The following is a 16951-nucleotide window of genomic DNA, read 5'->3' as shown; positions in this document are numbered from 1 at the left end:
TTTTATTCAGCTTCTTGCAGCCTCGCTGCCGTTCGATGCGATGCATTCTACTTATCTGACGCAATGAGTCAACATAATTATCAGCACATTGCATCCGTTTGCTGCTTTTTAAATCGTATCGATCAGCTATCGAGCAAATCGCCGCGCGCCGCGCTCAGATACTGGAACATTGACCAGAAAGTCAGCACCGCGGCGATGTACAGCGCCACCACGCCAACCCCGACCACGGTGGCATCAGGACGCCACAGCAGAGCAAACAGCGACAGCATCTGCGCCGTGGTTTTTACTTTGCCGATCCATGAAACCGCGACGCTGCTGCGCTTGCCGATTTCCGCCATCCATTCACGCAGCGCGGAAATGATAATCTCACGCGCAATCATGGTTGCCGCCGGCAGCGTAATCCACCAGGCATGAAAATATTCAGCCACCAGCACCAGCGCCATCGCCACCATGACTTTATCGGCCACCGGGTCAAGGAACGCGCCAAAACGCGTGGTCTGCTTCCAGCGACGTGCCAGGAAGCCATCAAACCAGTCGGTTACCGCAGCAATCACAAAAATCAGCGCCGTCGCAAAGGGAGCCCAGTGAAAGGGCAGATAAAACGCCAGCACAAAGAAAGGAATCAGCACGACTCGAAACAGGGTAAGACACGTCGGAATGTTAAATTGCATATGCCAGTAACTGTCTGGTGGGAGTAGGATTTACCGTATGTTCCTACATTGCCCACCCTGTTTCAACGTTAGTGTTTCAGCGAGTGATAGATTTTTTCCGCCAGTGCAAACGAGATCCCGGGTACTTTGGCAATCTCATCCACGCTGGCGTTCATCAGCGGTTGCAGGCCACCCATGTACTTCAGCAGCTGCTGCCGACGTTTCGGCCCTACCCCTTCGATGCTCTCCAGCGCACTGGTGTTTTTCACTTTGGCGCGTTTTTTCCGGTGACCGGAAATTGCATGATTGTGAGCGTCATCACGAATGTGCTGAATCACATGCAGCGCCGGCGCGTCAGGCGGCAGCGAAATGCCCTCGCCTTCTGCTTCAAAAAACAGCGTTTCCAGGCCGGCTTTACGATCGCTGCCCTTGGCAACACCCAGCAGGATCGGCCGGTGTTTATCCCAGGTAACCTCCAGCTCAGCAAACACCTGCTTCGCCTGCGCCAGCTGTCCTTTTCCGCCATCAATTAAAATCACATCGGGAATTTTGTCCTCTTCCAGCGCCTTGCCATAGCGACGGCGCAGCACCTGATTCATCGCGGCGTAGTCATCGCCTGGCGTAATCCCTTCGATATTGTAGCGGCGGTAGTCTGAACGCAGCGGCCCATCGCGGTTAAACACCACGCAGGAGGCAATGGTCTGCTCGCCCATGGTGTGGCTGATGTCAAAACACTCCATGCGTTTGATGCTGTCCAGCTTCAGGAACGCAGCCAGCGCCGACAGCCGCTGCTGAATGGTGGAGTGCTGCGACAGCTTCGTGGTCAGCGCGGTGGCCGCGTTGGTGCGCGCCAGCTTCAGATAGCGGGCGCGATCGCCGCGCGGCTTGCTCTGAATCGTCACTTTGCGCCCGGCCAGCTCGCTCAGCGATTCGGCCAGCAGCTCGCGCTCCGGCAGGGTAAAATCGAGCAGGATATCCGCCGGCAGGGTCCGCGCTTCACTGCCCTGCAGATAGAACTGACCGACAAACGTCTGCACCACTTCGCTCAGGTCAGTATCGGCCGGCACTTTCGGGAAGTAGCTGCGGCTGCCGAGCACCTTACCCTGGCGGATAAACAGCACATGCAGGCACGCCATACCGGCATCGTAGGCCACGCCCATGACGTCCAGATCGTCCCCCTGATTAGAGACAAACTGCTTTTCGGTAACGCGACGGACCGCCTGGATCTGATCGCGCAGGCGCGCGGCCTCTTCAAAGCGCATGCCCTGGCTGGCCTGCTCCATACGTGCCACCAGCTGGTTAATCACCTGGTCATCCTTGCCGGCCAGAAACAGCCGCACATAGTCGGTCTGCTGCGCATACTCCTCTTCGCTCACCAGGCCGGCCACGCACGGCCCGAGGCAACGGCCAATCTGATACTGCAGGCACGGACGCGAGCGATTGCGATACACGCTGTTTTCACACTGACGAATCGGAAACACTTTTTGCAGCAGCGCCAGCGTTTCCCGCACCGCATAGCCGTTAGGAAACGGGCCAAAGTATTCGCCTTTGGCGTGTTTAGCACCGCGATGCATCGCCAGACGCGGATGGGTATCGCCGCTGAGGAAAATGTACGGATAGGATTTATCGTCGCGCAGCAGTACGTTGTAGCGCGGCTGGTAGAGCTTGATGTAGTTATGCTCCAGCAGCAGCGCTTCGGTTTCGGTATGCGTCACCGTGACGTCAATGTTGTGAATATTGCTGACCAGCACTTCGGTCTTACGGCTGCCCACCTGACTGCGGAAATAGCTGCTCAGGCGTTTTTTCAGGTCTTTGGCTTTGCCAACATAGATGACCGTGCCGGTTGCGTCATACATACGGTAGACGCCGGGCTGGCTGGTTACGGTGCTGAGAAAGGCTTTGGGATTAAAAACGTCACTCACTACTGATTAACGGCTCCGCATTGAACAGGCCATGGCGAATGGCCAGATGCGTTAACTCTACGTCACCACTGATATTCAGCTTGCTGAACATGCGATAGCGATAGCTGTTAACGGTTTTAGGACTGAGATTGAGCTGCTCGGAAATTTCCGTCACCTTTTGTCCCCGGGTGATCATCAGCATAATCTGCAATTCCCTTTCCGACAAACAGCTGAAGGGCGATTCGGCTTTCTGGGGTTCAATCTGGCTTAGCGCCATCTGCTGCGCAATGTCGGAAGCGATGTAACGCTGGCCCGCATGCACTGAGCGTATAGCGCTGACCACTTCCTGCGGGGCGGCGCCTTTACTGAGGTAACCGGCTGCCCCTGCCTGCATCACTTTTGCCGGCAGCGGATTCTCGGTGTGGATGGTCAGCATGATGATGCGGATGTCCGGGTTGTAGCGCACAATTTTGCGTGTGGCTTCCAGACCGCCGATACCGGGCATATTCATGTCCATCAGCACCACATCCACCGGGTTGCTACGGCACCATTTCACCGCATCTTCACCACAGGCCACTTCCCCGGCAATCGTCAGTCCCTTCATATCTTCCAGTATGCGACGAATACCGGCGCGTACCAGTTCATGGTCATCAACAAGAAGCAGGCTGATCAACGGGACGTACTCCGCAGGTTAGTGAAGGGAAATATATATACCGGGAAGGCATCTTACCGGTTTTCACCGGGAAAAAACATCAGACACCCCAGATAAATCCCGAATGCCATGATGTGGATCAAATAGTCGCACGGCATGCGCAACATTTTAGCAAAATGCAATACCAGGAAATAACAGCAAAGGCAAATACCCAGAAATATCATCCGGTTATAATTTATAAGCCCTGTTGCACACAAATAAATTAACCGGCGTTTCCGGCTATGTTGACCTTATGCCAAATAAGGCTCTTTCCGGTTAATTCTGCTCAGACATCCTGCTGCTTCGTTTCCGTTAAATTTCACCGGTGCGCCATGTGGTATACTCTGCTTTTCACGCACAGGAAGAATGTGACTGTGTTAAATAACACCACCAAGGAGACAACGATGAGTGATGAAGACTTTGTAACGTCGCGTGATACCCAGGCCCTGGCAGATGAAGTCGCCTGCCTGAAAATGATGGTCACCCTGATTCTCAAAGGCATGGGCCAGGCCGACGCCGGCAAGGTAATCATTAACATGGAGCGCTACGTGCAGAACGCACTGGCAGACAAACCGCAGGCTGAGGTGTTCAGCAATACCATTCGTCAGATTAAAACCGCCTATCGTCAGTAAGCGGTTCCCCCGCGCGCCCGGCGCGGGGTGTCAGTTATGTGACTGCCAGTTAACCATCACACCCAGCGAAGGCAGCACCTCTTCCGGACTGAAGCGGCGCGTGCCGCGGTATTTCTCCGCCAGCGCAGGCTGATGCACCGGAATACGGATAGCAAACAGGTTATCTTCAGACTGAATCAGTCCTGGCGACAGCGGCTCATAGACCACCTGATGCTGCGCAAACATTTTTTCCAGCATTGGCGTAGCGGAACTGATCAGATACTCCATGCCGCTCAGCTCTGCCAGCTGCACCGAGTGCCACAAAATATTCAGCGGCAGTTCGGCATCCACTTCCAGCCGCGCGGAGTAGCGCGACATCTCCCAGACTTTATCCTGATCAAACGGCAGCACCATGCCTTCCGGGACTTCCGGTTCATGCCACGGCAGCAGACGTGCACAGCCGCAGATACCTTTGCGGGCAGTCCATGCAATCAGCCAGGTGACATCAGAGCGATCGTAACGATCGTACTCCTGTCCTGGCGTACTCAGACGCGGCGGAATAGACCAGCCTTCCCCGCGCGCAAAAACGCTGTAACGATAAGTGCCTAATTCGGCCAACAGTGAGGACGGCATATCCTTTAGCTGTGTTTGAATTATTTTCATCATGCGCCCCTGACATCCTCATGTTTGCAATGATTTAATTAGCGCCAGCCTGGCGGATTTCCCGGCGCAGGGTAGTTAACTGTCGGCGGAGCAGAAACTACCAAAAGTAGTAGTTGCTATTTCGCTAAATCAGGCCGATTGCTGCTGCATAGCAGGCTATCTGCGTTTTATTGGAAACATTAAAACGCTTTTGCATATTTTTCTGGTGAAAATTCACCGTATGCTCTGATATGGCCAGGATAAGCGAAATTTCCGCAGAGGTTTTCCCTTCTGCCGTCCATTTCAGTATTTCCAGCTCGCGCTGGCTAAAATCTTTAGATAAAACCACCATCGAACCATCATTCAGCCGTTCCAGAACGCGCAAACTGAGCTCCGCCAGAAAATGCAATTGCACTTCCAGCTGAATACGTTTGTGCCGGGTCTGACTGGGATGTGGCGATGATATAGATAATATACCAATGGCACGATTTGATGCCATCGCAGAACAAGAAAAGCCGCTCATTAAACCAGCAGCGTTGGCTTCTGCCCACAAATTACCCGCTTCTGCGAACAGCTCGGCGTTCCAGTCAACGCCGCGTCCCGGCTGCTGGCAGCGCACCAGCACCGGATCAACGGCGTAATAATTCTGGCTTTCGTACCGTTTGACCCAGCCTGACGGATAGGTACTGAACAAAAAAATGCGTGGCCGGGTAAAAGGCACCGGATGCTGGACCAGAAAGGCGAAGGCATCAAATCCCAGCGCTTCAATCTGATGCTGTAAGAGCGATTTCAACTGCATCACTTCCGTCAGCGCCTGAAATTGTTTTTCAGTTTCGCCTCGCCAGACGAAATAATTATCGGTTGTCATTATTACCCTGACGCTGTAACACGTCTGATTGCACCTTGCTATCTGCCGCAGCTAATGTAAAAAATAAATTAGCCAGAGAAGAAATATTGATTGAAAACAGAACAACATTATCACGATTAGCGTTAAACACTCTGTTGACAATAAGTTAACCTGCTGACTCTGTCAGAATGTTTTTTCGCAAATCTTTCCGCAGCCTTATAAGCTCAGCGGCAGTTAGAATAGGATTTTTCGCTACCGGTTTCAATGATCACCTCAGCGAAAAAAGGCATCGGATGGATAAATGTTTAGCATTATCATTTACCAGAATTATACGCTACCGCTGCGCTTTTTTATCACGCAGGAAATAATTTAACTGCTGTTGAGTATCGACTTATTCTTAATTCCATCCATTCCTGCAGAGAATCATCGCCTTTACCCTCTGCAGCGGATTTCCGTCTGCTGCTTTTCCGGCTACTCTTAGCAGGTAAGAGGTATTTCCGGCAGCAACACGTTGCAGGCGCAACGTCTTGTCGCAGCACGCACCAGACGGGCTGCGGCGCGTCTTCGGGAACTTAGCGAGACTGACTATGCTGAACCAGTTAGCATTACCTTTCCTTGTTGTGGGCGGCTGCACCGCCCTGATGATCATGAAAGATCTCTTTCGTCATCCGCATCCGGTGGCGGTGATGAATATCGTCTGGCCGCTTACCGGACTCTATATGCCGTTTTTCGGCTGGCTCGCATGGTGGTATCTGGGACGACAACCCTCGCGGCAGGCAAAGCTGGCGCTGCTGGCCCCGGCCGGTCCGCAGCGCTATACCAGCTGGCAGACAATTTTTATTTCCACCTCATTATCGGCTGCGGCCTGTATTATGGGCGATGTCCTGTCATTGCCACTGATCACGCTGTTAAATCATTTCGCAATTAATCCTCAATTAGGATTACAGGCACTGATTAGCCTGGCGCTGGCATTTTTGCTGGGATTATTTTTTCAGTTTCTGGCTATCCGTCAGCGGGAACGCTGTTCATTTGGCCGGGCGCTGTTACTGGCGTTTAAAACAGAAACCTTTCCGCTGCTGATTTATCAGTCGGGCATTTTTATCTTTATGGCGCTGGCCCTGAAATATGTCCTGAATCAGCAAATTAACCCGCTGCGGGTTCCCTTCTGGTTTATGCTGCAGCTGGCGATGATGATCGGCTTTATATTCTCCTGGCCCGCTAACCATTTTCTGATAAAACGCGGCCTCAATCCGGCCGTATGACTCAGCGACAAAAGCCTGCGCCGCGCATGCCAAGGTGAAAATGCCCGGCGTGGGCGGCGTTATAATCCGGCCCCAGCGCATTGCCAAAGGTGGCACAGCCGCTCTGCCACAGGGCATGCAGCGCAGCGGCGGATTACGCCGGCTGCTGCCAGTTTTTTCCCACTTCCAGCCAGCGGCCATTCGCCAGCTGAAAACCTGTCACATCCCAGGCATCCGCCGTGGCATGCTCGCTGCGTCTTCCTGTCTGGCGATGATAAATATTGCGACAGGCATAGCTGCCGACGTGTGCAATGCGCCGCAGCGGGCTGGCAATGCCTGCCTGCTGCAGCACTGCATCACTGCGGGTGACATACAGGGTGCTGGCCACCGCCATCGGGCAGCTGGCGAGGAAGCTGCTGCTGAGCGAGACCGCACCAAAGCCGGTGATGCGCAACGGCTGGTCAATGGCGCAGTCGCCGCGCAATGGCGGCAGTTCGCGGAACTGCACGCGTCCCTGCTCACGCGCCTGCCTCATCACCGCCAGACAGGCTTGCGGCTGAGCGCTCAGGCGCTGCAGTTTATAGCGCGTCAGCCAGCCGGGCGGATCGGTAACCTGTAGCGGCGTGAAGGGATTCCACTGCGGGGGCAGATGCGTTTTCAGCCACGGCAGGCTCCACCAGCCGCCCAACGCCAGCAGCATAATCGCCAGAATTGCGCGCACGGTGCCTCACTTTTAGGGAGTTACGAAATCACCAAGTGTAGAAGCCCGCCGCGCGCAACGCGCTGAAACTGGCCGCTTTGCTGAAGATTTACCCAAAATGACCCTCGCCGCTGCCTTGTAAATATTTTCTGACACGGTAAAGCACGCAAAAGGTCACAAATGTTTAAAAACCATTACCGAGACCGGTGGCCTTTCCTCTATCTTATGCCCTCTTGCCCTGTGCAACAGCACCTTATCTAACAGCCAGCAGAGCTGACACAACATCAAGACAGGAAAGATATCTTTATGGTTGATCAATCCAAAGCGGTGCCCGTTGAGGCCGAACAGCCGGAAAAACTCCGGCGCAACCTGCATAATCGTCACATCCAGCTGATTGCCATCGGCGGTGCTATCGGCACCGGTCTGTTTATGGGCTCCGGCAAAACCATCAGCCTGGCAGGGCCGTCGATCATTTTCGTTTATATGATCATCGGCTTTATGCTGTTTTTCGTCATGCGCGCCATGGGCGAGCTGCTGCTTTCCAACCTTGAGTACAAGTCGTTCAGCGATTTTGCCGCCGACTTACTCGGCCCCTGGGCGGGCTACTTTACCGGCTGGACCTACTGGTTTTGCTGGGTGGTGACCGGCATTGCGGATGTGGTTGCTATCAGCGCCTATTTCCAGCTCTGGTTCCCGGATTTCTCCATCTGGATGAGCGCCCTGCTCTGCGTCTTTGTGTTCCTTGCGCTGAATATCGCCACGGTAAAGCTGTTTGGTGAAATGGAGTTCTGGTTCGCGATTATCAAAATCGTCGCCATTGTGGCGCTGATTGTCACCGGCATTGTGCTGGTCAGCATGCACTACCCTTCCCCTGGCGGCAGCACCGCCGCACTGAGCAATATCTGGGATCACGGCGGCCTGTTCCCGAAAGGGCTGAGCGGCTTTTTTGCCGGCTTCCAGATTGCGGTCTTTGCCTTTGTGGGGATTGAGCTGGTCGGCACGGCGGCAGCGGAAACCAAAGATCCGCATAAAGTGCTGCCGCGCGCCATCAATGCGATTCCCCTGCGTATCATTATGTTTTACGTGCTGGCGCTGCTGGTGATCATGGCCGTGACGCCGTGGAATCAGGTCATGCCCGATCGCAGCCCGTTTGTAGAGATGTTTGTTCTGATCGGCCTGCCTGCAGCGGCGAGTATCGTGAACTTTGTGGTGCTGACTTCTGCGGCATCTTCCGCTAACAGCGGGATCTTTTCCACCAGCCGCATGCTGTATGGCCTGGCGGAACAGGGTGTGGCACATAAAGCCTTTGGCCGGCTCTCCGCCCGCGCGGTGCCTACCACGGGCCTGTTCTTCTCCTGCATGTGCCTGCTGGCAGGTGTCGCGCTGATCTATCTGATTCCGGACGTGATGACGGTATTCACCATGGTGACCACGGTGTCGGCGATCCTGTTTATGTTCGTCTGGACCATCATTCTGTGCAGCTATCTGGCGTACCGTAAACAGCATCCGCAGCGTCATGCGCAGTCAACCTTTAAGATGCCGCTGGGTAAACTGATGTGCTGGGTTTGCATGGCGTTCTTTGCCTTTGTGCTGGTGTTGCTCACGCTGCAGGAAGACACACGCCAGGCACTGATGGTGACGCCACTGTGGTTCGTCCTGCTGACCATGGGCTGGCTGCTGCGCCGGCGCAAAGCCTGATCCTTCAGCCTGCGCTGCTGAAAGCCGTCACCGTGGTGACGGCTTTTTTTATTCGCGGCGACTGACCACTGCGGCGGCGTGTACGGCTATAGCCGTTCACGCAGCTTATGCCAGGCCTGCGACAGCGAAGGCCGGACGGAAGGTTGTCTTTCGGGTGCTGCCGCCGGCTGCTGCGGCGTGCCGAGATTAAAGGTGAAGGTGTAATCCGGCGCTTCCCCCATGCGTAAATCGGCAATCAGCGTGTCGGTTCCCTGCTGACGCAGCGCGTAAAAGCCATGACTGAACCAAGCCACGCGCTCAGCGTGCCACTCGCCCCTGAAGCCTTCGAACAGCGCGGCATGCCGGTCGAACCAGCGAATTACCAGCGGACGGGAGGGCGACAACAGCGACCAGTAAGCTTCACCGTAGCGCTCCGGCGTCATCACCACCGTGCGCCACACCAGCGTATTGAATGCCGTCGGCGTGACCAGCACCTGCTGCGGCTGCACCGCCTGACGCACCAGCGCCTGTTCAATCTGGTGGGTGGCAAACGCCTGCACCAGCATACTCCAGCCCAGATAGAGCGTGCTCACCAGCAGCCCCGCCCGATTCCAGCGCAAGCCGCGCGCATCACGCCGCCACAGCGCCACGCCCAGTGCCAGCAGCAGCGGCAAGGTGTAAAGCGGATCAACGATAGACATACTGCCGATAGCAAACGGGAAATCAGTCAGCGGCAGGCCCAGCTGCGTGCCGTATACCGTGGTGAGATCGAGCAAAGGATGCGTAATCAGCGCCAGCCAGATTGCCAGGCACCAGCTGCGCCAGTAAGGCCGGCTGCGCGTCATGCCGGCCACCAGCCAGCCCAACAGCGGAGCAATCAGCGTCAGCAGCAGCAGCGCATGACTTTCAGTGCGGTGCAGCGTCATATTGCGGATGGCATCGCCATGATCGACAAACACATCGAGATCCGGCAACGTACCGGCCACGGCCCCTACCAGCGCCGACTGCCACAGCGGCACGCGTTTGCCCATCACCGCTACGGTAACCGCAGCGCCCAGCGTCAGTTGTGATAGCGAATCCATGCGTGCTCCTGATAAAACGGGATCAGCGGACGCGAATCCCCTCAATGATCATGCGCTGTACATTTTCCAGCGTCTGTTCGAAAAACGCCGGGTCGTTCAGCGTCTGGCCGGTAATGGCTTCGACCTGCGAGGCAAAATCCGCATAGTGCTGGGTTGTGGCCCACAGTAAAAAAAACAGGTGCTGCGGCTGAACCCCGGCCAGCCGCCCTTCGGCAATCCAGCGTTCAATAATGGCCGCTTTGTCATCCACCAGCGCTTTGAGATCGCCGGCCAGCTCCCCTTTCAGCAGCGGCGCACCCTGCAGCATCTCCAGACAGAACAGCCGCGAGGCCTGCGGATGATCGCGCGAGACTTCCAGCTTCAGGCGAATATATTTGCGGATAGCGGCCAGCGGATCCTGATCGTGACGCAGTGCGCGCAGCGGCGCGAGCCACACATCCAGAATCTCTTTCAGCACCGCCACGTAGAGCACTTCTTTGGAAGGATAGTAGTAAAGCAGGTTGGTTTTCGACACCTCGGCACGCTCCGCCACTTTGTCGAGGCTGGTGCCGTGAATGCCAAACTGCGAAAAGAACGTCAGCGCGGCTTCCAGAATGGCTGCACGTTTCGCGGCAACCGCCCGCGAACGTCGTCCCGGTTTTTTTTCATCGCTTTTCACTCTGTGACCTCATCCTTAGGGCGAGCAGGCATCATAGCAAAGCCCCTGCGTCACGCCTAATGCGCGCCATGCACCTTTTTTGCCCAGACGACGCCTGAATACTGTGCAATTTGTTTTGACCAAACGGTCCGAAATAGCAACCGGTATTTTCCTTCTTAAATAACTTTATGTTTTAAAAGAATTTAATTGATGTGGCACGGCGCTTGCACTTGTTACCCTGAGCGCCGCCCACAGGATGTGTGCAGGATGCAGCGCAGCGCGTGAAGCAATTCCCTAACAGGCAGAGCGAGGTTTCACATGAAAATTGGCGTTTTCGTTCCTATCGGTAACAACGGCTGGCTTATCTCGACCCATGCGCCGCAATATCAGCCTACTTTTGAACTCAATAAAGCCATCGTGCAGAAAGCCGAACACTATCACTTCGATTTTGCGCTCTCGATGATCAAGCTGCGCGGTTTCGGCGGCAAAACAGAGTTCTGGGATCATAACCTCGAATCCTTCACGCTGATGGCTGGCCTGGCCGCCGTCACTTCACGCATTGAAATTTATGCCACGGCCGCCACGCTGACGCTGCCTCCGGCGATCGTCGCACGTATGGCGTCCACCATTGATTCCATCTCCGGTGGCCGCTTTGGCGTCAACCTGGTCACCGGCTGGCAGAAACCCGAGTATGAGCAGATGGGGCTGTGGCCAGGGGATGAGTATTTCGCCAGCCGCTATCAGTACCTGACGGAATACGTCACCGTCCTGCGCGATTTATGGGGCACAGGGCAGAGTGATTTCAAAGGGCAGTTCTTTACCATGAACGACTGCCGTGTCAGCCCGCGCCCGCAGAAACCCATGAAAGTGATTTGTGCCGGTCAGAGCGACGCAGGCATGGCGTTCTCTGCGCAGCACGCCGATTACAACTTCTGCTTTGGTAAAGGCGTCAATACGCCTGCGGCCTTCGCGCCCACGGCGGCGCGTATGAAGCAGGCTGCCGCCGCCACCGGCCGCGATGTCGGCTCCTATGTGCTGTTTATGATCATTGCCGCGGAAACCGACGAGGCCGCCCGGGAGAAATGGGAGCACTACAAAGCCGGCGCTGACGAAGAAGCGCTGGCCTGGCTCACCACCCAGAGCCAGCAGGACACCAAATCCGGCAGCGACACCAACGTGCGTCAGATGGCAGACCCGACATCGGCGGTAAACATCAACATGGGCACGCTGGTGGGCTCGTATGCCAGTGTGGCACGCATGCTGGATGAAGTCGCCCGGGTGGACGGCACGCAGGGCGTGCTGCTGACCTTCGATGATTTCCTGCAGGGGATTGAAGATTTTGGCGAGCGTATTCAGCCGCTGATGGCGTGCCGTCGCGCACTGCTTACCGCACAACAGGAGGTAGCGTAATGTCTGTTGTGACCTGTGCCCATACCCGTGAACTGCCGCAGCTGACCCTGCCCGCCCGTCCGGAACCTATTGCACTGCCCCCGGCGCAGAGCGCGCTGATCGTCGTGGATATGCAAAATGCGTATGCCACGCCGGGCGGGTATCTCGATCTGGCCGGATTTGATGTCTCCGCCACCCAGCCGGTGATCAAAAAAATTCATCAGGCGGTTACGGCGGCCCGCGCCGCCGGCATGCAAATTATCTGGTTTCAGAATGGCTGGGACGATCAGTATGTCGAAGCGGGTGATGCCGGCTCCCCGAACTTTCACAAATCCAATGCGCTGAAAACCATGCGTAAACAGCCGGAACTGCAGGGCACGCTGCTGGCAAAAGGCAGCTGGGACTATGCGCTGGTGGATGAGCTGGTGCCGCAGCCGGGCGATATTGTGCTACCCAAACCGCGCTACAGCGGCTTTTTCAATACGCCGCTCGACAGCATGCTGCGCAGTCGCGGCATCCGTCACCTGGTGTTTACCGGCATTGCCACCAACGTGTGCGTGGAATCCACGCTGCGCGACGGCTTTTTCCTTGAGTACTTCGGCGTGGTGCTGGAAGACGCCACCTATCAGGCCGGCCCGCCCTTCGCCCAGCAGGCCGCCATTTTCAATATCGAAACCTTTTTTGGCTGGGTCAGCGACACCGCGACCTTCTGTGAAGCCTTACAACGCTGACGTGCCAGTGCACCTGCAATTCTGAGGAAAAGAGATGCCTAAAAGTGTGATTATTCCGCCTGGCAGCGGCACCCCGATCGCTCCGTTTGTGCCGGGAACGCTGGCCGATGGCGTGGTGTACGTGTCCGGTACGCTGCCGTTTGATGCAGATAACAATGTGGTACACGTCGGGGATGCCGCCGCGCAAACCCGCCACGTGCTGGAGACCATCCGCAGGGTCATTGAAACCGCTGGCGGCACGCTGGCGGATGTCACCTTCAATTCGATTTTTATTACTGACTGGCAGCATTACGCCGCCATTAATCAGGTTTACGCAGAGTTCTTTCCCGGCGAGAAACCGGCGCGCTTCTGTATTCAGTGCGGGCTGGTGAAACCGGATGCGCTGGTGGAGATCGCCAGCGTGGCGCACATCGGCAAACAGGAGGCCTGATGCAGCTGGATATTCACGGACTCACCGCTGACGATGCGCCGACGCTGGTTCTGTCATCCGGACTGGGTGGCGTGGCCGGCTTCTGGCAGCCGCAGCTGGCGGCGCTCACGCCGCACTACCGCGTGGTGACCTACGATCAGCGCGGCACCGGCCGCAGCGCCGGTACGCTGCCGGAAGGCTACAGCATGGCGATGATGGCCGCTGAGCTGGCGGAAGCGCTGGCACAGCGCGGCATTGCCCGCTATGACATTATCGGACACGCGCTGGGCGGCCTGGTGGGCCTGCAGCTGGCGCAGGATTTTCCTGCCCGCGTGGGACGGGTGGCGGTGATTAACGGCTGGCTGGCGCTGCATGCCCATACGGAACGCTGCTTTCAGGTGCGCCAGGATCTGCTGCTGAACGTCGGGGTGGAGGCGTTTGTGCGCGCGCAGCCGCTGTTTCTCTATCCGGCCGAGTGGCTGGCGCAAAACCAGATGCGTATCAGCGCAGAAGATGCGCAGCACGTCGCACATTTTCAGGGAATGGAAACCCTGCTGCGGCGTCTGCACGCCCTGAAGTGCGCGGATTTTCGCGCATCGGCTGCCGGCATTACGCAGCCGGTGCTGGTGATCTGCAGCCAGGACGACCTGCTGGTGCCCTGGAGCTGTTCGGTGGCGCTGGCACAGGCGCTGCCGGCGAGCACGCTCATCGAGATGGCCTGGGGCGGCCATGCCATGAGCGTGACCGATGCAGACACCTTTAACCGACACCTGCTGGACTGGCTGACGGCCACTGCCACACCCGCCAGCCGCGTTACGCAAACCACGGAGAAGACAGCATGAGCCTTCACGCATTGCCGGATGTCACCGGCGTCAGTCAGCAGGATTTTCGCCACGCCATGGCTTCACTGGGCGCGGCAGTCAACATTGTCACCACCGACGGGCCCGCGGGCCGCGCCGGCTTTACCGCCACCGCCGTATGCAGCGTAACGGATACCCCGCCGACGCTTTTGGTTTGTCTCAATCGTGGTGCCTCGGTCTGGCCTCTCTTCCGTGAAAACGGCGTGCTGTGCGTGAACACGCTGGCAGCCGGCCAGGAAACGCTGTCCACGCTGTTTGGGGGCAAAACCGCCATGGCCGATCGCTTTGCCGCGGCTCGCTGGCATACCCTGCCCGGCGGCTCGCCGCAGCTGGTGGGCGCACTGGTTTCCTTTGACTGCGTTATCACTCAGGCGGTCAGCGCAGGCACGCACGATGTGTTGCTCTGTGAAGTCATGGCGCTGACGCGCGATGAGGCGAAGCCCGGTCTGGCATGGTTTGACCGTGGCTATCGTACGCTGTTGCGGCAGGATGCCCGTTAATGCCGCCACCCTGCGGCCCGCTTTCCCCTTACCCTGGAGAAGAAGATGGCGAGTTCCTGGTTCCCCCGCTGGCAGAAAAAGTCAGCGATGAGCGATGACGGGCTGATCGCCCCGGACGAAACCTTGCCCCTGGGGCAAACGTGCGTTCTCGGGCTGCAGCATGCAGTGGCCATGTTTGGCGCAACGGTATTGATGCCACTGCTGATGGGGCTGGACCCCAATCTGGCCATTCTGGTTTCTGGCATCGGCACCCTGCTGTTTTTCGTCATCACCGGCGGACGCGTACCGAGCTATCTCGGTTCCAGCGCCGCTTTTGTTGGCGTGGTGATTGCCGTGACCGGCTTCAGCGGTCAGGGACTTAATCCGCATCTGGGGCTGGCACTGGGCGGGGTTATCGCCTGCGGTGCGCTCTATACGCTGATCGGTCTGCTGGTCATGAAAGTGGGCACCGGCTGGATCGAACGACTGATGCCGCCGGTGGTGACCGGTGCGGTGGTGATGGCGATTGGGCTGAACCTGGCACCCATTGCGGTGCACAGCGTCTCATCCTCGATGTTCGAAAGCTGGATGGCGGTCATGACTGTGCTGTGCATCGGTCTGGTGGCGGTGTTTACCCGCGGCATGGTGCAGCGACTGCTGATTCTCGTCGGGCTGATGGTGGCCTGGGCAATCTATGCGCTGCTGACCAACGTGCTTGGCTTTGGCAAGCCGGTGGACTTCAGCGGCGTGGCGCAGGCAGCGTGGTTTGGCCTGCCGCACACCACCGCGCCGGTGTTTGATCTGCAGGCGATAGTGATGATCGCGCCGGTGGCAATTATTCTGGTGGCGGAAAATCTGGGTCACCTGAAAGCCGTGGCCGGCATGACCGGGCGTAATCTCGATCCCTGGATGGGCCGGGCGTTTGTCGGGGATGGTCTGGCAACCCTGCTGTCAGGATCGCTTGGCGGCAGCGGCGTCACCACCTATGCGGAAAACATTGGCGTCATGGCGGTCACGCGGGTTTACTCCACGCTGGCCTTTGTGGCGGCCGCGCTGATCGCGCTGGTGCTGGGCTTTTCACCCAAATTTGGCGCGTTGATTCACACCATTCCCGGCCCGGTCATCGGCGGCGCGTCAATCGTGGTGTTCGGCCTGATTGCCGTAGCGGGCGCGCGGATTTGGCTGCAGAACCAGGTGGATTTCAGCCAGAACAGCAATCTGATTATGGTTGCCACCACGCTGGTGCTGGGCGCAGGAGACTTTGCGCTGAAAATCGGCAGCTTCACGCTGGGTGGCATCGGCACGGCAACCTTTGGCGCCATTATCCTCAACGTCATTCTGCAGCGCCGCGGGGCCGTCCGACAGCAGCAGACAGCCCGGCAGCATCCTTAAGGTTCCTGCGGTGCCTGTTTTGGCACCGCTTTTTTACGCCGCAGGCGCAGTTCACTGACAATCACGCCACAGACAATCAGTACACCACCGAGCAGCGCCGCTGCCGGCAGGCGCTCCCCCGCCAGACGTCCTACCACGCCCGCCCACACCGGCTCGCCCGCGTAGATCACCGTGGCACGCGTGGGCGAGACGCTGCGCTGCGCCCAGTTCATTGTCACCTGAATAAAGGCGCTGGCGGCACCCAGCCCCAGCGCACTGAACAGCAGTGGCGCGGACAGCACCGGCAGGGATTCGCCATTCGGAATCATAAAAATAAACGCGCAGACTGACGCCACCATCAGCTGGATCAGCGTTACCCGCCGCACATCCACCTGACCGGCAAAGCGGCTAATCAGAATGATTTCTGCGGCGATCGCCAGCGTGCTGAGCAGCGTGGCGATCTCGCCGGCGTTCAGCGCCAGCCGGCCCTCCTGCGGACCGGCCACCAGCACCAGACCTGTGAACGCCAGCAGAATACCTACCCATGCCATCACGCCCGGCGGACGGCGTAAAAACAGCCATTGCAGCAGCGGCACCACCGGCACATACAGCGCGGTCAGAAAGGCCGACTGGCTGCTGGATATGGTCTGCATCCCCCAGGTTTGCAGGCCATAGCCACCGGCGATGGCGATGCCAATCAGCGCGCCAGCCCGCAGCTCCAGCCAGCTAACCTGACGCAGATGACGGCGGAAAAACAGCGCCAGCAGCAGCGAGGCCGCAGCAAAACGCAACCCGACAAAAAAGAAGGGGCCGGAATGGGCCATTGCCCGGTGCACCACCAGAAAGGTGCCACCCCAGACCATCGTAATAAAAATGAGCACCAGCTCCTGACGTGAAATACGCAGGCTGAGGCGGGAAGCTGAAACGGACATAAGGCACCCGGGTAACGAATAAGGGGCTATTTTTGCTGATTCCGGGCGGGGATTGCAATGCATGCTGTCGGTTGCTGCTGTTTACACTTTGCAACACATAC

At 57.4% G+C, this 16951-nt stretch carries 17 protein-coding genes and 1 pseudogene; 9 read left to right on the top strand and 9 right to left on the bottom strand.

Annotation, left to right across the window (positions count from 1 at the left end):
* Nucleotides 1–122 precede the first annotated feature (122 nt).
* From pgsA to uvrY, 3 genes are all read right to left on the bottom strand, one after another.
* Complete coding sequence (gene pgsA, locus D8B20_RS06620; RefSeq protein ID WP_145888129.1) at nt 123–671, bottom strand: CDP-diacylglycerol--glycerol-3-phosphate 3-phosphatidyltransferase; 549 nt, start codon at nt 669–671, stop codon at nt 123–125.
* Between the two features lie 68 nt (nt 672–739).
* A complete protein-coding gene (uvrC, locus tag D8B20_RS06615) occupies nt 740–2572 on the bottom strand; it encodes an excinuclease ABC subunit UvrC (protein WP_145888128.1) in 1833 nt (610 codons plus the stop codon).
* Complete coding sequence (uvrY, locus tag D8B20_RS06610) at nt 2565–3224, bottom strand: UvrY/SirA/GacA family response regulator transcription factor (RefSeq protein ID WP_145888127.1); 660 nt, start codon at nt 3222–3224, stop codon at nt 2565–2567. The genes uvrC and uvrY overlap by 8 nt, the downstream gene beginning before the upstream one ends.
* 422 nt (nt 3225–3646) lie before the next feature.
* Between uvrY and D8B20_RS06605 the strand changes: the two genes are divergently transcribed.
* On the top strand, nt 3647–3874 hold the full coding sequence (locus D8B20_RS06605; protein ID WP_145888126.1) for a DUF2594 family protein: 228 nt from the start codon (nt 3647–3649) through the stop codon (nt 3872–3874).
* Nucleotides 3875–3904: 30 nt separating this feature from the next.
* On the opposite strand, the gene D8B20_RS06600 is transcribed toward D8B20_RS06605, so the two are convergent.
* Together D8B20_RS06600 and D8B20_RS06595 are read right to left on the bottom strand one after the other, a co-directional pair.
* Nucleotides 3905–4516: an acyl-homoserine-lactone synthase gene (locus D8B20_RS06600; RefSeq protein ID WP_145890448.1), complete on the bottom strand. Its 612-nt coding sequence runs from the start codon at nt 4514–4516 to the stop codon at nt 3905–3907.
* 124 nt (nt 4517–4640) lie between these two features.
* Nucleotides 4641–5363 carry an autoinducer binding domain-containing protein gene (locus D8B20_RS06595; protein ID WP_145888125.1) on the bottom strand — a complete coding sequence of 241 codons (723 nt, stop codon included), beginning with the start codon at nt 5361–5363 and terminating at the stop codon, nt 4641–4643.
* A 566-nt stretch (nt 5364–5929) separates the two neighbouring features.
* Between D8B20_RS06595 and D8B20_RS06590 the strand changes: the two genes are divergently transcribed.
* A complete protein-coding gene (locus D8B20_RS06590) occupies nt 5930–6604 on the top strand; it encodes a DUF4396 domain-containing protein (protein WP_145888124.1) in 675 nt (224 codons plus the stop codon).
* A 1-nt stretch (nt 6605) separates the two neighbouring features.
* Here the strand turns inward: D8B20_RS06590 and D8B20_RS06585 are convergent.
* Nucleotides 6606–7304, bottom strand: a pseudogene (locus D8B20_RS06585) (extensin-like domain-containing protein).
* A gap of 285 nt (nt 7305–7589) precedes the next feature.
* Here D8B20_RS06585 and cycA point away from each other — a divergent pair.
* A complete protein-coding gene (cycA, locus tag D8B20_RS06580) occupies nt 7590–8981 on the top strand; it encodes a D-serine/D-alanine/glycine transporter (RefSeq protein WP_145888123.1) in 1392 nt (463 codons plus the stop codon).
* 86 nt (nt 8982–9067) lie between these two features.
* Here cycA and D8B20_RS06575 read toward each other — a convergent pair whose 3' ends face one another.
* Together D8B20_RS06575 and rutR are read right to left on the bottom strand one after the other, a co-directional pair.
* Nucleotides 9068–10042: a metal-dependent hydrolase gene (locus D8B20_RS06575; protein WP_145888122.1), complete on the bottom strand. Its 975-nt coding sequence runs from the start codon at nt 10040–10042 to the stop codon at nt 9068–9070.
* Between the two features lie 22 nt (nt 10043–10064).
* On the bottom strand, nt 10065–10700 hold the full coding sequence (gene rutR / locus D8B20_RS06570) for an HTH-type transcriptional regulator RutR (protein ID WP_145888121.1): 636 nt from the start codon (nt 10698–10700) through the stop codon (nt 10065–10067).
* 297 nt (nt 10701–10997) lie between these two features.
* On the opposite strand from rutR, the gene rutA reads away from it, so the two are divergent.
* From rutA to rutG, 6 genes are read left to right on the top strand one after another with little or no spacing between them, the layout of a single operon-like run.
* Complete coding sequence (gene rutA / locus D8B20_RS06565) at nt 10998–12089, top strand: pyrimidine utilization protein A (protein ID WP_145888120.1); 1092 nt, start codon at nt 10998–11000, stop codon at nt 12087–12089.
* On the top strand, nt 12089–12799 hold the full coding sequence (rutB, locus tag D8B20_RS06560; RefSeq protein ID WP_145888119.1) for a pyrimidine utilization protein B: 711 nt from the start codon (nt 12089–12091) through the stop codon (nt 12797–12799). Before rutA ends, rutB begins: the two co-directional genes overlap by 1 nt.
* 34 nt (nt 12800–12833) lie before the next feature.
* Nucleotides 12834–13229, top strand: a complete 396-nt coding sequence (gene rutC, locus D8B20_RS06555) for a pyrimidine utilization protein C (RefSeq protein ID WP_145888118.1) — start codon at nt 12834–12836, stop codon at nt 13227–13229.
* Nucleotides 13229–14050: a pyrimidine utilization protein D gene (gene rutD, locus D8B20_RS06550; protein WP_145888117.1), complete on the top strand. Its 822-nt coding sequence runs from the start codon at nt 13229–13231 to the stop codon at nt 14048–14050. Before rutC ends, rutD begins: the two co-directional genes overlap by 1 nt.
* Nucleotides 14047–14568: an NADH-dependent FMN reductase RutF gene (gene rutF / locus D8B20_RS06545; RefSeq protein ID WP_145888116.1), complete on the top strand. Its 522-nt coding sequence runs from the start codon at nt 14047–14049 to the stop codon at nt 14566–14568. Before rutD ends, rutF begins: the two co-directional genes overlap by 4 nt.
* Before the next feature lie 45 nt (nt 14569–14613).
* Complete coding sequence (gene rutG / locus D8B20_RS06540) at nt 14614–15939, top strand: pyrimidine utilization transport protein G (protein WP_145888115.1); 1326 nt, start codon at nt 14614–14616, stop codon at nt 15937–15939.
* On the opposite strand, the gene D8B20_RS06535 is transcribed toward rutG, so the two are convergent.
* Nucleotides 15936–16850 (bottom strand): DMT family transporter, encoded by a 915-nt coding sequence (locus tag D8B20_RS06535; protein ID WP_145888114.1) that lies wholly within the window; start codon nt 16848–16850, stop codon nt 15936–15938. The genes rutG and D8B20_RS06535 overlap by 4 nt on opposite strands.
* Nucleotides 16851–16951: the final 101 nt, after the last annotated feature.

This window comes from Candidatus Pantoea soli, from assembly GCF_007833795.1.
In the GTDB taxonomy this organism is placed as follows: domain Bacteria; phylum Pseudomonadota; class Gammaproteobacteria; order Enterobacterales; family Enterobacteriaceae; genus Pantoea; species Pantoea soli.
This window is presented reverse-complemented; position numbering and strand designations above follow the sequence as displayed.

Bases quoted from the DNA above. Each gene is read 5' to 3' on its own strand.
- rutD (WP_145888117.1), top strand. From the start codon at position 13,229: ATGCAGCTGGATATTCACGGACTCACCGCTGACGATGCGCCGACGCTG.
- D8B20_RS06595 (WP_145888125.1), bottom strand. From the start codon at position 5,363: ATGACAACCGATAATTATTTCGTCTGGCGAGGCGAAACTGAAAAACAA.
- D8B20_RS06600 (WP_145890448.1), bottom strand. From the start codon at position 4,516: ATGAAAATAATTCAAACACAGCTAAAGGATATGCCGTCCTCACTGTTG.
- D8B20_RS06535 (WP_145888114.1), bottom strand. From the start codon at position 16,850: ATGTCCGTTTCAGCTTCCCGCCTCAGCCTGCGTATTTCACGTCAGGAG.
- rutB (WP_145888119.1), top strand. From the start codon at position 12,089: ATGTCTGTTGTGACCTGTGCCCATACCCGTGAACTGCCGCAGCTGACC.
- rutG (WP_145888115.1), top strand. From the start codon at position 14,614: ATGGCGAGTTCCTGGTTCCCCCGCTGGCAGAAAAAGTCAGCGATGAGC.
- rutA (WP_145888120.1), top strand. From the start codon at position 10,998: ATGAAAATTGGCGTTTTCGTTCCTATCGGTAACAACGGCTGGCTTATC.
- D8B20_RS06590 (WP_145888124.1), top strand. From the start codon at position 5,930: ATGCTGAACCAGTTAGCATTACCTTTCCTTGTTGTGGGCGGCTGCACC.
- pgsA (WP_145888129.1), bottom strand. From the start codon at position 671: ATGCAATTTAACATTCCGACGTGTCTTACCCTGTTTCGAGTCGTGCTG.
- D8B20_RS06575 (WP_145888122.1), bottom strand. From the start codon at position 10,042: ATGGATTCGCTATCACAACTGACGCTGGGCGCTGCGGTTACCGTAGCG.
- rutC (WP_145888118.1), top strand. From the start codon at position 12,834: ATGCCTAAAAGTGTGATTATTCCGCCTGGCAGCGGCACCCCGATCGCT.
- D8B20_RS06605 (WP_145888126.1), top strand. From the start codon at position 3,647: ATGAGTGATGAAGACTTTGTAACGTCGCGTGATACCCAGGCCCTGGCA.
- rutF (WP_145888116.1), top strand. From the start codon at position 14,047: ATGAGCCTTCACGCATTGCCGGATGTCACCGGCGTCAGTCAGCAGGAT.
- cycA (WP_145888123.1), top strand. From the start codon at position 7,590: ATGGTTGATCAATCCAAAGCGGTGCCCGTTGAGGCCGAACAGCCGGAA.